Origin of the sequence: Janthinobacterium sp. PSPC1-1 (genome assembly GCF_049897625.1) — a bacterium.
Taxonomy (GTDB): Bacteria; Pseudomonadota; Gammaproteobacteria; order Burkholderiales; family Burkholderiaceae_D; genus Janthinobacterium; species Janthinobacterium tructae.
Genome location: NZ_JAFCWP010000012.1, coordinates 50,490 through 68,952, shown reverse-complemented (window position 1 = coordinate 68,952; position 18,463 = coordinate 50,490). Strand labels below are relative to the sequence as shown.

At 62.0% G+C, this 18,463-nt stretch carries 17 protein-coding genes and 2 tRNA genes; 8 read left to right on the top strand and 11 right to left on the bottom strand.

Features of this window, described 5'->3' with window-relative positions:
- Positions 1-3 precede the first annotated feature (3 nt).
- Positions 4-3,225 carry an efflux RND transporter permease subunit gene (locus tag ACP7EG_RS26260; protein WP_426090019.1) on the top strand — a complete coding sequence of 1,074 codons (3,222 nt, stop codon included), beginning with the start codon at positions 4-6 and terminating at the stop codon, positions 3,223-3,225.
- Between the two features lie 94 nt (positions 3,226-3,319).
- On the opposite strand, the gene ACP7EG_RS26255 is transcribed toward ACP7EG_RS26260, so the two are convergent.
- The 5 genes from ACP7EG_RS26255 to ACP7EG_RS26235 all read right to left on the bottom strand — a co-directional run bounded on the left by ACP7EG_RS26255 (position 3,320) and on the right by ACP7EG_RS26235 (position 9,781).
- Positions 3,320-3,649: a hypothetical protein gene (locus ACP7EG_RS26255; RefSeq protein WP_426090018.1), complete on the bottom strand. Its 330-nt coding sequence runs from the start codon at positions 3,647-3,649 to the stop codon at positions 3,320-3,322.
- A 240-nt stretch (positions 3,650-3,889) separates the two neighbouring features.
- A complete protein-coding gene (locus tag ACP7EG_RS26250; protein ID WP_426090017.1) occupies positions 3,890-4,813 on the bottom strand; it encodes an SAM hydrolase/SAM-dependent halogenase family protein in 924 nt (307 codons plus the stop codon).
- Positions 4,814-4,833: 20 nt separating this feature from the next.
- Positions 4,834-7,341 (bottom strand): TonB-dependent receptor plug domain-containing protein, encoded by a 2,508-nt coding sequence (locus ACP7EG_RS26245; RefSeq protein WP_426090016.1) that lies wholly within the window; start codon positions 7,339-7,341, stop codon positions 4,834-4,836.
- 194 nt (positions 7,342-7,535) lie between these two features.
- The gene (locus ACP7EG_RS26240; protein ID WP_426090015.1) at positions 7,536-8,300 is read right to left on the bottom strand and encodes a histidine phosphatase family protein; all 765 of its coding nucleotides are present in this window, start codon (positions 8,298-8,300) and stop codon (positions 7,536-7,538) included.
- A gap of 80 nt (positions 8,301-8,380) precedes the next feature.
- Complete coding sequence (locus ACP7EG_RS26235; protein WP_426090014.1) at positions 8,381-9,781, bottom strand: L-cystine transporter; 1,401 nt, start codon at positions 9,779-9,781, stop codon at positions 8,381-8,383.
- Positions 9,782-10,059: 278 nt separating this feature from the next.
- On the opposite strand from ACP7EG_RS26235, the gene ACP7EG_RS26230 reads away from it, so the two are divergent.
- The 3 genes from ACP7EG_RS26230 (at position 10,060) to ACP7EG_RS26220 (ending at position 11,428) form a co-directional block, all read left to right on the top strand.
- On the top strand, positions 10,060-10,437 hold the full coding sequence (locus ACP7EG_RS26230) for a nuclear transport factor 2 family protein (protein WP_071078747.1): 378 nt from the start codon (positions 10,060-10,062) through the stop codon (positions 10,435-10,437).
- Between the two features lie 10 nt (positions 10,438-10,447).
- Complete coding sequence (locus tag ACP7EG_RS26225) at positions 10,448-10,837, top strand: hypothetical protein (protein WP_071078746.1); 390 nt, start codon at positions 10,448-10,450, stop codon at positions 10,835-10,837.
- A 129-nt stretch (positions 10,838-10,966) separates the two neighbouring features.
- Positions 10,967-11,428, top strand: a complete 462-nt coding sequence (locus ACP7EG_RS26220; protein WP_426090013.1) for a hypothetical protein — start codon at positions 10,967-10,969, stop codon at positions 11,426-11,428.
- A gap of 30 nt (positions 11,429-11,458) precedes the next feature.
- Here the strand turns inward: ACP7EG_RS26220 and ACP7EG_RS26215 are convergent, their stop codons facing one another.
- Together ACP7EG_RS26215 and ACP7EG_RS26210 are read right to left on the bottom strand one after the other, a co-directional pair.
- Positions 11,459-12,052 (bottom strand): IMPACT family protein, encoded by a 594-nt coding sequence (locus ACP7EG_RS26215; RefSeq protein ID WP_096238354.1) that lies wholly within the window; start codon positions 12,050-12,052, stop codon positions 11,459-11,461.
- A gap of 57 nt (positions 12,053-12,109) precedes the next feature.
- A complete protein-coding gene (locus ACP7EG_RS26210; protein WP_426090012.1) occupies positions 12,110-12,376 on the bottom strand; it encodes a hypothetical protein in 267 nt (88 codons plus the stop codon).
- Positions 12,377-12,442: 66 nt separating this feature from the next.
- On the opposite strand from ACP7EG_RS26210, the gene ACP7EG_RS26205 reads away from it, so the two are divergent.
- Entirely contained in the window at positions 12,443-13,243 is an 801-nt protein-coding gene (locus ACP7EG_RS26205) for an AraC family transcriptional regulator (protein WP_426090011.1), read from the top strand.
- Between the two features lie 121 nt (positions 13,244-13,364).
- Here the strand turns inward: ACP7EG_RS26205 and dinD are convergent, their stop codons facing one another.
- The 3 genes from dinD to ACP7EG_RS26190 all read right to left on the bottom strand — a co-directional run bounded on the left by dinD (position 13,365) and on the right by ACP7EG_RS26190 (position 14,803).
- On the bottom strand, positions 13,365-14,381 hold the full coding sequence (gene dinD / locus ACP7EG_RS26200) for a DNA damage-inducible protein D (RefSeq protein WP_426090010.1): 1,017 nt from the start codon (positions 14,379-14,381) through the stop codon (positions 13,365-13,367).
- Positions 14,382-14,572: 191 nt separating this feature from the next.
- A tRNA-Lys gene (locus ACP7EG_RS26195) sits at positions 14,573-14,648 on the bottom strand.
- Positions 14,649-14,727: 79 nt separating this feature from the next.
- A tRNA-Lys gene (locus tag ACP7EG_RS26190) sits at positions 14,728-14,803 on the bottom strand.
- Positions 14,804-14,923: 120 nt separating this feature from the next.
- Here ACP7EG_RS26190 and ACP7EG_RS26185 point away from each other — a divergent pair.
- The gene (locus ACP7EG_RS26185; protein WP_426090009.1) at positions 14,924-15,382 is read left to right on the top strand and encodes a MarR family winged helix-turn-helix transcriptional regulator; all 459 of its coding nucleotides are present in this window, start codon (positions 14,924-14,926) and stop codon (positions 15,380-15,382) included.
- Positions 15,379-16,878, top strand: coding sequence for an MDR family MFS transporter (locus ACP7EG_RS26180; RefSeq protein ID WP_426090008.1), 1,500 nt, complete (start codon positions 15,379-15,381; stop codon positions 16,876-16,878). Before ACP7EG_RS26185 ends, ACP7EG_RS26180 begins: the two co-directional genes overlap by 4 nt.
- On the opposite strand, the gene ACP7EG_RS26175 is transcribed toward ACP7EG_RS26180, so the two are convergent.
- Positions 16,872-17,960: an NADH:flavin oxidoreductase/NADH oxidase gene (locus ACP7EG_RS26175; protein ID WP_426090007.1), complete on the bottom strand. Its 1,089-nt coding sequence runs from the start codon at positions 17,958-17,960 to the stop codon at positions 16,872-16,874. The genes ACP7EG_RS26180 and ACP7EG_RS26175 overlap by 7 nt on opposite strands.
- Before the next feature lie 106 nt (positions 17,961-18,066).
- Here ACP7EG_RS26175 and ACP7EG_RS26170 point away from each other — a divergent pair, with 106 nt between their 5' ends.
- Entirely contained in the window at positions 18,067-18,408 is a 342-nt protein-coding gene (locus tag ACP7EG_RS26170) for an ArsR/SmtB family transcription factor (RefSeq protein ID WP_071078827.1), read from the top strand.
- Positions 18,409-18,463 lie beyond the last annotated feature (55 nt).

The following is an 18,463-nucleotide window of genomic DNA, read 5'->3' as shown; positions in this document are numbered from 1 at the left end:
GCCATGTTCCTTTCCGATTTCAGTATCAAGCGGCCTACCGCCACCATCGTCCTGATTCTGGCCATGATGTGTGTCGGCTTGCTGGCGCTCAAGAAATTGCGCGTCAACCAGAACCCGGACGTCGAAGTGCCCTTCATCGTCGTCAGCATTCCTTACCCTGGCGCATCACCTGATACGGTCGAGCGCGAAGTGGTGAACCGCCTGGAAAAATCCTTGCAAAGCATTTCCGGCGTGACCGAGGTCAACAGCGATTCGAATGAAGGTTCGGCCACCATCTTCCTGAAGTTTTCCTTCAATACCAATTTGATCGAGGCGTCCGACAATATCCGTAATTCGATTGCCGCCGTGCGCTACAAGTTGCCGACGGAAATGCGGGAGCCTATCTTGCAGCGCATCGACCCGGCCGCCGAGCCGATCATGCAGCTGGCACTGTCGTCGAATACGCAAAGCCACGCGGAAATTTCGCGCCTGGCCGAGGACGTGCTGTCGGACCGCTTCCGCACCGTCGATGGCGTGGCGCTGGTCAACGTGGGCGGTTCGCTGAAGCGCGAGCTGTCCGTGCTGCTGCGCGCGGAAAAATTGCGTGAATATAACGTTTCCGTCAGCGACGTCGTCACTGCCTTGCGCAACCAGAACACGAATGCGCCCGTGGGCAAGGTGCGCGGCATCCTGGACGAGAAAAGCATCCGCCTGGTGGGCCGCATCGAGTCGCCAAGCGACTTCGAAAAAGTGGTGATCAAGCGCCGCGGCGAGGAAATCGTGCGCCTGGCGCAAGTGGCCACCATCGTGGATGGCTTTGCTGAAGTCAACAGCCTGAGCATGCGCAGCGGCAAGCCCAACGTGGGCATGTCGATTACCCGCGTGCGCGACGCCTCCACCGTCAGCGTGGCCAACAAGATTCGCGACATGGTGGCGGAAATCAACAAGACCTTGCCGAAAGGCACGATCTTGCAAGTGACGCGCGACGGTGGCGAAAACGCCCAGCATAGCCTGAACAATGTGATCGAATCGCTGGTCCTGGGCGCCGTGCTGACAATTTTCGTCGTCTACGCCTTCCTGAACTCGTGGCGTTCGACCCTGATCACGGCGCTGAGCCTGCCTACGTCCGTGATTGCCGCCTTCATTGCCGTGTGGCTGTGCGGCTTTACCCTGAACTTCATGACCTTGCTGGGCCTGTCGCTGGCCATCGGCGTGCTGATCGATGACGCCATCGTGGTGCGTGAAAACATCGTGCGCCACATGCAAATGGGCAAGGACCGTCGCACGGCCGCGCTGGAAGGCACGGCCGAGATCGGCATGGCCGTGGCCGCCACGACGTTCTCCATCATCGCCGTCTTCATTCCCGTGGCCTTCATGCCCGGTATCTCTGGCGAATGGTTCCGCCCGTTTGCCTTGACGGTGACGTGCTCGGTGCTGGTCAGCCTGGGCATCTCGTTTACGCTCGACCCCATGCTGTCGGCCTACTGGGGCGACCCGGTCGAGGAACACTCGGCGCCGAAAAAGGGCATCGGCCGCGTGCTGGAGAAATTCAACCACTGGTTCGACCACCAGGCCGACCGCTATGGCCGCGTGATCGCCTGGGCCCTGCATCACCGCCGCTGGATGGCCGTCATCGCCTTCGGCAGCCTGGTGGGGGCCATTGCCCTGCACGCCACGCATGGCGGCACGAGTTTCTTGCCTGCATCCGACTCGGGCAACCTGATGATCAATGTACGCACGCCATCGTCGAGCAGCATCGAGTATTCGCGTTTGAAACTGGAAGCGGCGGCCGTGCTGGCGCGCACCTTGCCTGAAACCAAGGATACCAACAGTTCCATCAATGCTGGTGGCGGCCGCGTGTATGTCGACATCGGCAAGCGCAACACCCGCAAGCGTTCGGCCAAGGAAATCGCGGTCGAGCTGCGTGAGAAGATGTCGCGCCTGGTGGGCGCCGAATACGTGGTGCAGGATGACTTGAGCAACGGTTCGCAAAAGCCCATCCAGGTGGAATTCACGGGTCCCGATTCGCGTAAACTGATGGAAATTACCAACGCCTACATGGACAAGCTGCGCGCCATTCCCGGTGCCGTCGACGTGGGCTTGTCCGAGCAGGACCCGAAAAACGAGCTGCAGATTGAGCTCAACCGTGGCCTGGCCAACTCGATGGGCATTTCCGTCAATGATGCGGCGCAATCGCTGCGCGTGGCGTTTGCCGGCGTGGAAGTGGGCGACTGGGTCGATCCGACGGGCGAAACGCGCGACGTGGCCGTGCGCCTGCATCCCGATGACCGCGTGGCATCGGAAAACATCGAACGCCTGCCGATCAGCGTGACGGGCACGTCGCAAATGGTGCCGCTTGACCAGATCGCCACCATTACCATGGGCAAGGGCCCGTCCGGCATCGAGCACAAGAATGGCAAGCGCACGATCACCGTGTCGGCCAATGCGCAAGGCCGCTCGAACGGCGAAGTGACGACCGACGCCATGAAGCTGGCCAACTCCATCGACTTCCCGCCCGGCTACGGCCTGGCACTCGGTGGCGCCGGCCAGGACCAGCAGGAGCTGTTCACGGAAATGCTGATCGCGCTGGTGATGGGTATCGGCCTGATGTATTTGATCCTGGTGATGCAGTTTGGTTCTTTCACGGCGCCGGTGGCCGTGATGATGTCCTTGCCGCTGAGTCTGATCGGCGTGGTGGTGGCGCTGGTGATCACCAACAATACCCTCAACCTGATGAGCTTTATCGGCATCATCATGCTGATGGGCCTGGTCGCCAAGAACGCCATCTTGCTGCTGGACGCGGCGCGCAAGCGCGAGGAAGAGGGCCATGGCCGCGAAGACGCGCTGATGTATGCGGGCCGCATGCGTTTGCGTCCCATCCTGATGACGACGTTTGCACTGATCGCCGGCATGTTCCCCGTGGCGCTGGGCCTGGGCGAGGGCGGCGAGTTCTACCGTCCATTGGCGATCGCCATCATCGGCGGCACCATCACCTCGACGATTCTGACCCTGCTGGTAGTGCCGACCTTCTATGACAGCATCGAAATCGCCCGCGATGGCGCCGTGGCCAAGTTCCACCGCCGCGCCGCGCGCATGCCCGTGGCCGTGGCCATGATCCTGACCTTGATCGAGTGCGTGCTGACCCTGCTGCTGGTGCGCTTCGTCTACCGCATGCTGAAAAAGGCCGTGCTGTTCCTGATGGGACGCCGCACGCCGAAAGCGGCGTCGGTCAGCCTGCAAAAGTAATACCGGGCCAAGGCGTGGCTTGCGCTGCGCCGTGGTATTTCAAGAGCCTTCTGCGGAAGGCTCTTTTTTTGCCTGTCCGGCTGGCCAGGGTGCGCTAGCTGTTGCGCGGTGGAGAAGTGGTCCCGGTACCTGTTCCCGGTGTCGTACCGTTGTGGGGCGGCGTGGTCGATGGCGGGGTGGTCGTGCCATCGGGATTGGTGGTGGTGCCCGGTGTCATACCAGGCGTGGCCGGCGTCGTGGTGTCCGGGTTGGTCGTGCCCGTGGTGCCGGAAGTGCCGCTGGTGGCGGGCGGCGTTGCCGGCTCGGTGGCGGCGGGTGTGGCGGTGGTGCTGGTGTCGCTGTGTTTGTTGCAAGCACCCAGCAGCGCACAGACGATGGCGCTACCGAGGACGAGCTTGCTGGTGGTCAGGAGTGGAGCCGTCATGATTGTTCCTTTTCAGTGGAAGACTGTCGTGGAAACGCATGCCCCGCCAGATTGCGCATCTGGAACAAGGCTGGCATCGCTTGCAAGGTTTAGAGTGGGTGGGGTGGTACAGGTTCACCGGACTTGTACATGCGTGGTGTTGGCGGGGGCGGGCAGAGCGCTGGGTTTGACGTAGCGCAAACCCGCAATGGATATGGCCAGATGGGCCAGGACAGGGCGTCCTGGCCGCGAACGAATGGTTTATTTGGCGGCAGGGGCCTTGCTTACTTCCACTTCCCAATCCACGCCCGACTCGATGTGATGCTTGGTCGCAAAGTCACCCTGGCTGATGGCGATAGCGACATCGAGCAGGCTGTTCAGGTAGACCAGGGGTTTGCCCTTGGCGACGCCGCCAAACGTGTGCTCGAAGGGCGCCGTGACCTTGGCCACTTGCTTGCCCTTGTGCAAAATGCGCACTTGCAGCGGGTCATGCAGTTTTACCTGCAATGCGTCGAGCAGGGACTTCGGAATATTCGTCCACACATTGCCATATTTCACGTCCAGCACGGGCACGATACCGCGGATGGTGTTGCCGTCGCGCACAGGTTTTTGATACGCGATCTTCACCACGGATTCGCTCGGCAATTGCGGGCCCACCTGTTCATAGCTGATGGCGCCCGAGGCCAGGCGCGCACCGACATACGCGTACACGTCGCGGCCATGGAAGGTGTACGACTCGCTCGATCCCGCCAGGCGGTTGACCTTTTCGTCGATTTCGCGCAGTTCGGCCACGCCGTCGCGCTCGGCGATCAGGGTGAACAGGCCATTGTCCGGCCCCACGAAGTAGCGGCCACCCTTGGTTTTCAACACCACCGACTTGCGATTGGTCCCCACGCCAGGATCGATGACGGACACGAACACCGTGCCTTGCGGCCAGTAATTGGCCGTCTGGTACAAGCGGTAGGCGCCCAGCCAGATATCGTAGTCGGGAATCTGGTGCGTCAGGTCCGAGATGGTGAGCTGGGGATCGACGCCATAGGCGACGCCATGCATGGCGGAGACGGCGCCATCGGCCGTGCCGAAGTCCGTCATCAGCACCAGCGGCGCGGCAGCCTGAGCGGGCGACAGCAGGAGGGTGCTCAGGCAGGCGCCGGCGACGAGGTGGGAGAGGCGTTTGATGATCATGATTTCCTTTGTATCCAGTGTCAGAACGTGTAGCTTAATTTAGCGTAAAAGTAGGCGCCATTGACGCCGATGGGGTTGATGAAATTGTAGGGCAGGGCGCCGCCATACGTGGCGTTATTCGTTTCCCGCACCCGCTGCGGATAGCGGTCGAGGATATTGTTGCCGCCCACGCTCACCGTCAGTTGCTTGCTCAGTTTCAATTGGCCTTCCAGGTCCAGCGACCAGACGGCGCCAAAGCGCTGCGCGGGGATGCCATCGATCAGCGGCGCATCGCTGTCATACGAAAAATCTTTCAGCTCGCCGAAGCGCGTGGCGCGCGCCTGCACGCCCCAGCCGGCCGTCTGCCAATCGGCGCCGAGGATCAATTTGCTGGTCGGTGACGCATGTTTGATGCGGAACAAACTTGTCTCCGTCAGCAGGGTCAGGCTGGGATCGATATTGGCCAGCGCAGCGGAACTCTGGCGCACCTTGTCGAGACTGGTCTTGTTCAGGTTCAGCGCCGCGTTCAGGTTCAGCTTGCCTGACGTGAAGGCCAGGTCGTGATTCAGCACCACGTCCAGGCCTTTTGTGCGCGTGTCGAGCAGGTTGGCCAGGTAGGCCACGGACTGGATGTCGCTGCGGCCATTCGCGGCCAGGTAGGCGGTGACGGCGTCGCTCTGCAAGTCGCTCGAGCGCGTGATGCGGTCGCGGATACGGATCACGTAGGCATCCACCGTCACGCTGGTGGCGGCGGCCGGTTTCCAGGCCAGGCCTAGCGAGACGTTGGTCGACTTTTCAGGTTTCAGCTGTTGCGCGCCGAAGCTGCGCGCCAGCGGGTCGCTGGCCGGCAGCAGGGCCGCCGTTTGCAAGGCCGTACCATCGGCGTTGAAGTTTAATGTGGCGAAGCGGAAGCCCGTCTGCACGAGGGCCGGTGCGCGGAAGCTGTTCGACAGTGAGCCGCGCACGAGGAAGTTGTCCGTCACTTTATAGCGCGTGGACAGCTTGCCCGTGCTGGCGCTGCCGAAGTCGCTGTAGTCGGAATAGCGGGCGGCGGCGCCCATCAGCAGGCGCGGCGTGAGGTCGCTTTCCACGTCCGCATACACGGAGCGGATCTGCCGGCTGCCGTCGTAGGCGTCCGACGGGCGCAAGCCCGGTCCCGCCTGCGCGCCCGGTGGCGCGTCAGTAAAACTGCCGGCCGCATACGAAGCGGGGTCGCCGGCCGAGCTGGTGTAGGTTTCGCGCATCCATTCGGCGCCCACTGCCAGGCTCAAAGGGGCGGGCAAACCGATGTCGATGCTGCGCGTGGCATCAAGGTTCAAGGCGTTCTGGCGGAAGTCGAAGCCGGCCAGCTTGAAACGCGTGGGGCTGGCCGCGCCCAGCGAAGCGTTGACGGAGTGGCTTACGCCGTAGTCAAAGCGGTCGCTGCCGTGGCGCGCGCTGGCATCCCAGTTCCACTCGCCCGTGCTGCCACGCACGCCGGCCACGATGCTGAGGTCGCTCTTGTCGCCGTTGGTGACGGGGCGGTAGCCGTTCGGATACAGGGCCGGCACATTCGACGGGTCGCCCGGATAGCGGAAGTAGGCGCTGCCGTCGGATTTGCGCTCGTTCAAGGTGGCAAACGAGTACAGGTCCAGGCCGTTGGCCAGGGTGAGCTGGGTGTTGTAGAACAGGTAGTTGTTGTGCTGGCGCGAGTCGCCCGACTTGAACACCACTTTGCCGTCGAGCGCCTGGTCGGCCGGCGTGAAGTTGTAGGAAGTCCAGCCCGCGTCGCTGGGGCCGGCCCGTTCCGTGGGCGAGCGGCGCCGCGTTTCCGCGCCGAAGCGGAAGAACCCCGCTTCGCCCAGCGGCACGCCATAGTCGGCGTTGACGATGACGGTCTGGCCATCCGTCAGGGTTTGATCGGTCGGGTCGAAATGCGTGTGGTTGGCGCCATAGCTGACGGAGGCGGCGCCGCCCGTGCGGGCTTTTTTCAGCACGATGTTGATCACGCCCGCCACGGCGTCGCTGCCGTACTGGGCACCGGCGCCGTCGCGCAGGATTTCGATGTGGTCGATGGCGTTGGGCGGAATGGCGTTGATGTCGACCGGCACGGTGCCGGCAAAGCTGCTTTCCGTGTCGAGCACGGCGCTCGTATGGCGGCGCTTGCCGTTGATCAGCACCAGCACCTGGTCGGGCGCGAGGCCCCGCAACTGGATGCCGCGCACGGAGTCTGATGCGCCGCTCGACTCGATGCGGGGGAAATTGATCGACGGCGACAGGTTTTGCAGGGCCGCGCCCACGTCGCCTGTCGACAGCGCATTGCTCACTTCGCGCGTGCCGAAGCGGTCGATGGGCACGCTGCTGTCGAACACCGTGCGATTGCGCGCGCGCGAGCCGACGACGGTGACCTGGTCGATGCTGGCGCCGGTCGTTTCATTGGCGCTGCCGGTGGTGGCTTGCGCATCTTGTGCCCAGGCGGACGGTGCGCCCAGCATGGCGCAGGCCAGCACGATGGTGCGCAGCGGCGTGGCGGGAGTGGCAGATACAGGATAGAAATGGCGCGGATGCACGGCGTGGTCCTTTGGGCTCGATTAGTGTCGGTGTGAAAACAGTTGCCATGAGCTTAAGGGAGGCACCCGCCGGCGCTAACGATTCTTTCTGGATATGCTTATGCTGTTGTTTTTATGCCGCCAGGAACGCGGCAGGGAAGGCGTGATGTAGCCAAGGCGTGCTGTCGATAGCGTCCAAGCATGCCTCCGAAGTATCAGGATTTCGGCGCAGTCGGCATGTCGGGCTGGGCCGTGATGGGGGTGCCGGCCGCTTCCAGCGGCGCGACGAAGTTGCACAGGTCCAGTTGCAGCTTGCCGTGCCTGCCCAGGGCGGGATTGAAAGCGTAGGAGGTGACGCCGCAGTTGGGTACGTCGGCCGCCTTGTCGATGGCCAGGATGGCCTGCTCGTCGCAGCGTTCCAGCAGGTAGCGCAAGCAGTTGACGATGACCTGGTGGCCGACGATCAGTACCCGTTCGCCCCGGTATTCGCGGGTGATGGTGTCGAGCACGCTGCGCAGGCGCAGGATGACGTCGCACCAGCTTTCGCCGCCCGGTGGGCGGAAGTAAAATTTACCGACGTGCTGGCGCTGCTCGTACAGTTCCGGGTACTTGCTGGCGATGCCGTGCACGGTCAGGCGGTCGAGAATGCCGAATTCCTTTTCGCGCAGGCGTTCGTCGGCCACCACGGAGGCGAGGCTGTCCGCATCGATGCGCGCCAGCACGGCTTGCGCCGTCTGCTGCGCCCGCACGTAGGGCGAGTACAGCACGACGGTCGGTTGTTGTTCAGGGGGGAGGGCGGCGAACCAGTCGCCCAGGGCGTGCGCCTGGCGCGCGCCAAGCTCGGAGAGGGGGACATCGACATCGCGCTCGGCGATGGCGATCAACAGCTGTTTTTCCGCTTCGGCGGCATCGCGCGCCACGTTGCCGGCACTTTGGCCGTGACGCACGATCCAGATTTGCTGCGGCCATTTCTGTTCCATCGCCTTGCGCCTTCCTAAGTATTGACTATGTATCAATATAGATGAAAGCGGCAAGGCGCGGCGCGCCGGTGGATGGCTACTTAGGCGGCATGTTCCGCTTCATCCAAGTCGGGCGCGTCGTCGCTGTTGTAGACGGCCAGGTCGGTCTGTCCCATGACCCTGCTGGTGACGGTGCCGGCCGTGATCGAGCCGCTCACGTTGAGGGCCGTGCGGCCCATGTCGATCAGCGGTTCGACGGAGATCAGCAAGCCGGCCAGTGCGACGGGCAAGTCCATGGCCGACAGCACGATCAGCGCGGCAAACGTGGCACCGCCGCCCACGCCGGCCACGCCAACGGAACCGATGGTGATGATGGCCAGCAGTGGCAGCAGGAAGCTGACGGTGAACGGGTCGACGCCGACGGTAGGGGCGATCATCACGGCCAGCATGGCCGGATAGATGCCGGCGCAGCCGTTCTGGCCGATGGTCGAACCGAACGAGGCGGCGAAGTTGGCGATGCCTTCCGGCGTGCCCAGGCGCTGGGTTTGCGTCTGCACGCTCATCGGTATCGAACCGGCGCTCGTGCGCGACGTAAACGCGAAAGCCAGCACGGGAAAGACTTTTTTCACGAAGCGCAGCGGGTTCAGGCCCACTCCGGCGATGATGGCCAGGTGTACCAGGAACATCAATATCAACGCGCTGTACGAGGCGACGACGAAGTTGATCAGTTTCAAGATGTCCGTGTAGCTCGACGAGGCCACCACCTCAAACATCAGCGCGAACACGCCGTACGGTGTCAGGCGCAGCACCAGGGTGACCATGCGCATGACGATGGAGTGCGCCACTTTCATGAAGCTTTCGAAGGAAGCGAAGATTTCCGGCTTTTTCGCGGCGATGCCCGTGGCCGAGATGCCGATGAAAATGGAAAACACCACCACGGCGATGGTCGACGTCTTGCGCGCTCCCGTCATGTCGAGGAAGGGGTTGGTCGGCACGAAGCTGACCAGCAGTTTGGGCAGCGACAGGGCTTTCGCCGTTTCCAGCGAGCCTTGCAACTGCACGCCGCGCGCCACTTCCGCGGCGCTCGAGGTCAGGCCGACGGCCGTCAGGCCGAACAGTTTGGCCATTAAAATGCCCAGCGCGGCGGCGATCGTGGTGGTAATCAGGAGGGTGCCGATGGTCAGCGCGCTGATCTTGCCCAGGGAACTCGCATCCTTGAGTTTTAAAATGGCGGAAATGATGGAGACCATGATCAGCGGCATGATGATCATCTGCAGCAGTTTTACGTAGCCGCTGCCGACGATGTCGATGTATTCATTGGTGCCCGCGATGATGGGCGAGCCGGCGCCATACAGCCACTGCACTGCCGCACCGAGCAGCACGCCGAGGCCCAGGCCCGTGAAGACGCGCACGGTAAACGTCGCGTGTTTGCGTTGCTGGTGGAACATGAAGGCGAAGACGAGCAACGCTACGAGCAGGTTCAGAATGATGTTAATTGCCATGAAGGGGGCCTTATCTTGGTTTTATTCGAGACTGCACGCAGCACATAAAACAGTACTACAACTGACAACTGCCCCAGCCCGGGGCGGAAGGGCAAGCACTGTACAGTACTATGGGGGCGTTTTGCGCAATACCGCTGCGAATATTACGCTATATAAATATGCTTCACAGGCATAAGCGCAGGTATAGGTCTGCCGGATGATTGTGAAAACGAAGATTTCATGCCAGCATTGCACGTTTGTTCGTTTGCTAATCTGGCGCACTATTTTTAAGGAAAAAGATGAATGCTTTAACGGAAGCCCAAGTACTCGATGCGGAAGAGCGCTTGCGCCTGGCCATGATGGCCTCCGACGTGGCTGTACTGAATGATTTGCTGGCCGATGACTTGTTGTTTACGAATCACTTGGGGCACTTGCTGAGCAAGCATGCGGACCTGGCGGCGCACGAGCAGCGCCTGCTGACCATCACCGATCTGCGCGCCTCCGAGCGCCATGTGCGCGTCAACGGAAACATGGCCGTGGTCTCCGTGCGCATGCAGCTGACGGGCAGTTATCACGACGCGGAAACGCATGGCGACTTCCGTTTTACGCGCGTCTGGACGCAGGATGCGACCGGTGCGCTGCAAGTGACCGCCGCCCATTCTGGCGTCGTGGCATAGGGGTGAGGTAGTGGATCATCGTTCCAAAGGGCAGCTGTTGGAAGCTGTCATCGCCGCCGGCCCGGCCACCCTGGCCATCACGGCCGGCTATCCCGTGCTGCTGTACAACCTGGTGCGCACCTGGGCCGACGCCCCCGGCGCCAATGCCCTGGCCGCTCTGTTGTTGACGGGCGGCCTGTGGGCCTTGCTGGAGTTCTGGCGCATTGCGCTGGCGACAGTGGCGCGCAAGGCATATGCGTTCAACTGGCGCTTCTGGCTGGCCATCGCCGCTTTTCTCGCCTGCTTCGTGCGCTTCGTGCCGGATATGCCGGCCGGACTGATGCTGCTGTTGCTGGTGTTGCCGGCACTGGCGTGGACCCATTTCATTTTGCTGCAGGTCAAACGTCCGCGCGGCGCCTGAGTTTCGCACAAGCATTGCAAGCCGTGGCAAGATCGTCATGCCACGGCCCCTGGACATCGATATAATCATTCCCGCATGCATGGCAAACGGCATGCTTGGCGCAACTTCTCTTATTTTGAAAGAATTTCGATGAAAGCTCTCTTTTTGCTGCTGTTCGTATCGGGCGCGGCCCTGGCCGATGATGCTGCCATGTTGCAATGCCGTTCGCTGGCCGATATCGCCAGCCGCGTGAAATGCTATGACGCCATTCCTCTGAGCGCCGCCGCGCCCATCGCCCCCGTTACTGCGGTGCCGACCGCGCAGCAGCGCGAGCAAAGCTTTGGCATGGAAACGGTCAAGGCGCCCAAGGCAGCCGAGCCGGAAGAAAACAAGTCGATCAGCAGCAGCATCGCCGGCAAGTTCGATGGCTGGAGCGGCAACGAATTGATCAAATTGAGCAATGGCCAGGTCTGGCGCATCGTCGATGGCAGCTCCGCCGTGCTGGCGCCGCAGAACAATCCCAAGGTGACGGTCGAACGCAATTTCATCGGCACCTTCTTCCTGAAGATCGAAGGCACGAACAACTCGCCCAAGGTGCGCCGCGTGCAATAAGCTGCGCCAGTCTCAGTCTCAGTCTCAGTCTCAGTCCTCTGCGTCAAGCCAGACGATGCGGCCATTGCCCGCCTCATGCAGATGGGCCAGCAGCGCGGTGGCCGCCGTTTCAGGCAGGCTGAAGTCGAACAGCACGGCGTCGCCGTGTGTCACGTTCAGCAAGGTGGCACCGGCGCCATCGAGTTCGCGGCGCAGCATGCCTTCCATCGCGTACGGCACCGTGCAGCGCAAGGTGCGCTGGCGCACGATGGCCGTCTTTTCCGCCTGCAACAACGCTTGCGCTACGCTGTCCGTGTAGGCACGCACCAGGCCGCCTGCGCCCAGCTTGATCCCGCCAAAGTAGCGCACGACGGTGGCCAGCACGCCTTCCAGATCCTGGTGGCGCAGCACGTCGAGCATGGGCCGCCCGGCCGTGCCGCTCGGTTCGCCATCATCAACGGCCGCCGACTGCCCGCCCGCCAGCAAGGCCCAGCACACATGGCATGCACCCGGATGCTGCGCCTTCAAGTCGTTGACCACCTGCTGCGCGCTGGCGCGGTCCGTCATCGGCTGCACGCAACCGATGAAACGGCTTTTCTTGATGATCAGTTCGCTGTGGACGGAGGTGGCAATGGTAAACGGCATGGCGGGTGCGAAGGCGGGCAAAGCAGCATGATAGAGGAAATGCGCGCCGGGGACGAGTCAGCCCGGTCGCGCTGCGGAAACTGATACCAGTTCGCGCAGCGCAAGGTCGCGCACTTGCAGGATATCGAACAGTCCCAGCGCGTGCAGGGCGGGCAAGGCGTCGAGGATGTCGCGCTCGGCGATGCCTCGTTCGGCGTCGCTGGTGGTCTCGTCCAGCCACAGCCTGGCATTGGCGAGGAAGGCTCCCACCGTTCCCTTGCGCACGGTGACGCCATTGAACTGGCCCTGGTTTTGTTGATCGGCTAATACGTCTTCTGCACGCATGGTGAACTCCTGAACGATGGAAAGACTCCACTGTATGATGGCGGGATTGTCTTGCCTGCGTTGTTTATGTCATTCGATACGTCAAATCCGCCAATCTTGCCTTCGACGCCGTCGCCGCTGCGTGCCATGCGCATTGCCCAGCCGCAGGAACGGGTGACGGCGGCGCACAGTCATGCCAGTGGTCAGCTATTCGGCGCCATGCGGGGCTTGCTTTCCGTTGCTGCCGATAGCGGGCAGTGGGTGGTGCCGGCCAGCCACTGCGTGTGGGTGCCGCCCCATCACGTCCATGCGCTGCGTTCGCATGGCCCGTTTGCGGGCTGGAGTGTGTATGTGGACGAGACCAGTTGCGGCAGCTTGCCCGCTGCGCCTTGCGTGATGCGCGTCTCGGGCTTGCTGCGCGAGGCGGTGGGCCGCGCCAGCGCCTGGGACGAGGGCGCGCTGGACGCGCGGCAGATCAGGGTAGCGGGCGTGATCCTCGACGAGATCGCCGCCGCGCCGCACGAATCCTTCGGCTTGCCCCTGCCCACGGACCCGCGCCTGTTGCGTGTGGCGCGCGCCGTGCTCGATGACCTGGCCGACGAGCGGGGCGTGGAAGCGCTGGCCGCCTGGGCCGGCGTATCACCGCGCACCCTTGCCCGCCGTTTTACGCTCGAGACGGGCTTTACGCCCTCCGCCTGGCGCCAGCGCGCCCGCATCCTGCGCGCCCTGGAATTATTGGCCACCGGCCAGCCCGTGACGACGATTGCGCTGGACCTGGGCTACGACAACGTCAGCGCCTTCATCGCCATGTTCAAGCGGGTGATGGGGGTGACGCCGGGGAGGTATGGGGAAGGGAATGGCAGTGAATCGAGCAATATCGGCGTTTGATAAAGCGCAACTTGCTGTTGATAGAGGTGGTCAAGGCTGAAATCGTGTACGAATGCCGGACTTGACTCCGGTCCCCATAACTATCGCTGGTGGTGCTGTTTGCCTGTCGCCGATTCCTATGTCATTTCAATTCTTTTACTGCTTTCTTATTTTCTAAACGTTGCTGAACTTTCTTGATATCTTCTGCTACTTCTAGCATCTCGGGCATAGTGCCTCCAATGTCCGCAATAGCCTTGCGCACCTTTTGACCCACATCGTAGTGCGCAGCGTTGGCGTTAGACTTTCCCTTTATCCCCTCGCGGCGTAGTTTGTCCTCGGCTTGCGTAAGCCGAAAAAGATTCGCCGCTAGTTCCGTGCTGCCCATGTGATCTAAGATCTTCGCATTTCCGGTGAGTCGCTTGGTAGTTTTGATGCCCGCCGCATCCAGTCCGTTGTATAGACCTCGGTAGCCAGCATTTTGGAACGCTGCATACTCCATTGGCTGAACTACACCAGCGTCTTTCGCGGCATCTGCCAAGTCCTTATTGTGCTCAGCAATGTCATTGCGCAATGACAGGCGGCGATGTTGTTCAATTAGCTGCTCATCATAATCTGTTTGTAGTTCTTGTCGGCGCGTTTGTACCGCAAAATATGTTTGAGCAAACGCCACCTGTTTTTTCTTGGAGTCGGCATTCTGTGCAATCAAATATGCGCCGTATCTGGTAACCTTGATATCGCGAATTCGCGACTCTACTCCTGCTTGAGTTTTAACGTTTTCGCTTATCTCCGAAAAATGCTCATTGATGGTGAGTCCACTTTGATTGCAGGCGATATACGCACGCTGTATGACGCCTTCAAAGCTTTGCCAGGACCCATAGCCCAACAGTTCCATCAATTCAAGTGCGCTCCAATATTGGACGTTCTCGGCAGTCGTCTTCGCAGCATCCTCGAAGCCTGCGATTACTTGCTCTGAGGTGCCATGGAACGGGAGGTCTTCCGGAGGTGACTGCAAAACTGGAACGGCAGCCTTCGTCATCTCACCTGTAGCGTCCACTGGGGCAGGAAACCCTACCTCACCTTTTAGCATGCGGCGAATGTTATCGAGCGCAGCTTTAGCCGTTTGACGGCTCACAGTTGCGCCTTCTTCGTCCTTCGACATATAACCTCCCAGTTGTGCCAAAGCTCGATTTTATACCGGTTCCATCGAACTAAGCATCAGCGGCAGAAAGGCATTGCGATTGTGGTTGCCTTGAAACGTCTTGCAGGTCTAGATGCGAGTGGGAGGTTTTTTGAAGCGACCAGACACAAAAAAGCCCATGAACCGAAATTCGTGGGCTTTCCTGAAGTATTTGGTAGGCCGTGCGGGATTCGAACCTGCGACCAACGGATTAAAAGTCCGCTGCTCTACCAGCTGAGCTAACGACCCAAAAACTTTGACTACTTACTGCGGTAATACTGTGCGGTACGTGCTTGCCATGAAGGCATGCAAGCGGACTGCAAATTCTTGGTAGGCCGTGCGGGATTCGAACCTGCGACCAACGGATTAAAAGTCCGCTGCTCTACCAGCTGAGCTAACGACCCAAGGGCGGCTATTATGACGGCCAACGGCGGTTTTGGGAAGGGCCGGGGTGGAAAAAAGCCTTGCATGGTCCTCATGCGCGGTCTAATATAAGTAGATAGCCTACCTATTTATCTGATTCCATGCCTACAACCGAAGACCTTCCCATTCCCGCACGCGCGCTGGCGCTGTCCGATGACTTGCGCCTGGCGTTCAAGCGCCTGTTGCGCTCCATGCAGCGTGAAGGGGGCGAGCTGGAGGGTGGCGTATCGATGATGCAGTACATGCTGCTGGCGCTGATCCATGAGCAGCCCGGCATCGGCGTGGCCGCGCTGGCGCGTCTGCAGAATGTGCGCGGGCCCACCGTCAGCGCGCAGGTCAAGTCGCTCGAAGAAGCGTGCCTGGTCGAGCGCAGCGCGCCCGATCCGCAGGACCGGCGTCGCTCGGGCCTGCAGGTGTCCGCGCAAGGCTTGAGCATGCTCGAAACCTTGCGCGCGCGCCGCCGCGATGCGCTGGCGCGGCGCATCGCCCGCTTGTCGCCGCAGCAGATCGATGCGCTGGCCGCCGCCATGCAGCCCCTGCTTGAGATTGGCCAGGCATGAGCGGCCACGATCACGCCGCAGGCGCTGAAAAAGACGCCGCGAAGCCCGTCACCGAACGCGAAGTGCGCGCCATCTATCTGGGCCTGATGGCCGTGCTGGGCCTCGGTGCGCTGGATCAGAGCATCGTCGCCACGGCCTTGCCGCGCATCGTCGATGATCTGGGCGGCATGGCGCACTTGTCATGGGTGGTGACGGCGTACGTGCTGGCCTCGACGGCCACCATGCCCCTGTACGGCAAGCTGGCCGACCAGTACGGCCGCCGTCCCATGATCTTCACGGCCCTGCTGACCTTTTTGCTCGGTTCCGTGCTGTGTGGATTGGCGCAGAATATGACGGAGCTGATCATTTTTCGCGCCATCCAGGGCCTGGGTGCGGGCGGCTTCATGCCGCTGGCGCAAATCATTATTGGCGACATCGTGCCGCCGGCCGAACGGGGCAAGCGGCAGGGCATGGTGCCCATCGTGTATGCCGTCACCAGCGTGCTGGGCCCCGTGCTGGGCGGCGTCATCACGGATGCCTTGTCGTGGCACTGGATTTTCTATGTCAACCTGCCCATCGGCGCGGTGGCCTTTGTCATCATTGCGCGCGCCATGCGCAAACCCGCGCGCACGCATGCGCACAAGATCGACTACCTGGGGTCGGCATTGCTGACGGGCGCCATCACGGCGGCCCTGCTGGTGCTGGCGCTGGGCGGCACGGAATGGCCGTGGGATTCCTTGGCCATCAAGGTGTGCGGCGGCATTGCCGTGCTGCTGGGTATCTGGCTAGCCTTCCACGTGAGCAGGGTGGATGAACCCGTGCTGCCGCCCGATCTGTTCGAGAACCGCACCTTTAATATTGCCAGTCTGGTGATGGCCATGACTTTCATGGGCTTGATGGGCGCCAGCGTCTTCTTTCCCCTGTTCTTTCAGCTGGTGATGGGCACCAGTCCGGCGGAGTCCGGCGTGATGACGGTGGCGATGATGGTGGGGCTGGTGGCGTCGTCGATGTTCAACGGACGTGTGCTGTCGCGCTCGGGCAAGTACAAGATGGTGCAGGTGGCGGGATTGGCCGTGGCAGTGGTGGCGTTTGCCGTGCTGGCCTGGGCCATGGCAACGTCGCGCGGTTACTGGATCATCGAGCCGGCCATCTTCCTCCTCGGCACGGGGCTGGGACTGGTGATGCCGAACATGACGATAGCCGTGCAAAATGCCTTGCCCCTGGCGCGCCGCGGCGTGGGCACGGCCATGCTGGCCTTTTTCCGCTCGCTGGGCGGCTTGCTGGGCGTGACGGCGTCCGGCGCCATCCTGGCGCACCAGCTGCAGCAACATGGCGTGGAAGCCGTCTCGGCGCTGGGCGCGCATGCGGCGGCGCAGACGGTGGAAGTGTACCGCCATGCGATCGCCAGCGTGTTTGGTGCCGGCGCCGTGCTGCTGCTAGTGGGACTGGTCTTCCTGCTGTTCCTGCCGGAACTGCCCCTGGAGGGGCATCCGGCAACGGTCAACGATGATCAATAGCGTTCGAGCCAGTGCGCGTACGGCGCCGGCAGGGTCCACGAGGCGCGTTCCACGCCGAGTTCCTTGGCGGCAAAGTATGCCCAATGCGGATTGGCCAGGTGCGCCTTGCCGACCATGACCACGTCCAGCTGTTCTTCCTTGACGACGCGCTCGGCAATCGCTGGCGTGCCGAAGCCCCAGGCGGACGAGACAGGAACACCCGCTTCGCGGCGTACGCGCTCGGCGATCGGCCCCATGAAGGCCGGACCCCACGGAATCGACACGTCGGGAATGGTAAAACCCATGCTGACGCTGAGCATATCCATGCCCGCATCCTTGAACTGGCGCACCAGGCCGATCGATTCGAGCAGGGTTTGTTCGTCGCGGCCGTCGAATTCCAGCACGCCGAAGCGGATCGTCAGCGGCAGGTGCTCGGGCCATACGGCACGCACGGCTTTCAATGTTTCCAACAGGAAGCGGCTGCGGTTTTCCACGCTGCCGCCATAGATGTCGTCGCGCTGGTTCGCGTGGGACGAGAAAAAGCTTTGCGCCAGGTAGCCGTGGGCGAAGTGCAGTTCCAGCCATTCGAAGCCCACTTCACGCGCGCGAATGGCCGCGTCGACGAAGTTCTGTTGCACGCGGGCGATATCGTCGAGGTCCATGGCGCGCGGCACTTTCGGCAGGCCGCCGCCAAAGGCGATGGCGGACGGGGCGATGGTTTGCCAGCCGCGCGCGTCGCCGTCAAGAATATGGTCGTCGCCTTCCCATGGTCGGTTGGCGCTGGCCTTGCGGCCTGCGTGGGCGATCTGGATGCCGGGCACGGAGCCGGCCGCCTTGATGGCTTTCACGACAGGCACGAAGGCTTGCGCCAAGTCATCGTTCCAGATGCCCGTGCAGCCGGGCGTGATGCGGCCTTCCGGCGCCACGGCCGTCGCTTCGACAATCACCAGGCCCGCGCCGCCACGGGCCATCCCCGCATAGTGCGACAGATGCCAGTCATTGGCCTGGCCATCGACGGCCATGTACTGGCACATGGGCGGCACGGCGATGCGGTTGCGCAGGGTGATGTCTTTGAGGGTGTAGGGCTGGAAGAGGGCGGACATGGTGGCCTTTGTGTATGTTGATGGAAAAGTAGGGAAATGCTGATTCGGTAGTTCGTAAATATTCGAAGAATGGAATTAGTATAGCGCATGCTGTATGATTCTGCTCATGCGTCCACACAAACATCCTCCCGCCAGCGAATTCGTCCTCGAACGCGTACTCTACGCCTTGAGCGATTCCATTCGCCTCGACATCGTGCGCCACCTGGCCAGAGTGGACGCGGCCGCCTGCGGCGACCTCGATGGCGGGCGGCCGAAGTCGACTGTCTCCCACCATTTCAAGGTCTTGCGCGAAGCGGGCCTGGTCTACACGGAAAACGCGGGCACGACGCACATGAACACCCTGCGCCGCGCCGATATCGAGAGCCGTTTCCCCGGCTTGCTGGACGCCATTCTGGCGCAGCAGCCCTTGGCGTCCGGGCCGCCGGAAGCGGAAAAGCCGGCGGCTTAGCCGCCTGCCGTGCCCCGCCATTTGCCAGGCTCGGCTATGATGTCGGCCTTTCGGT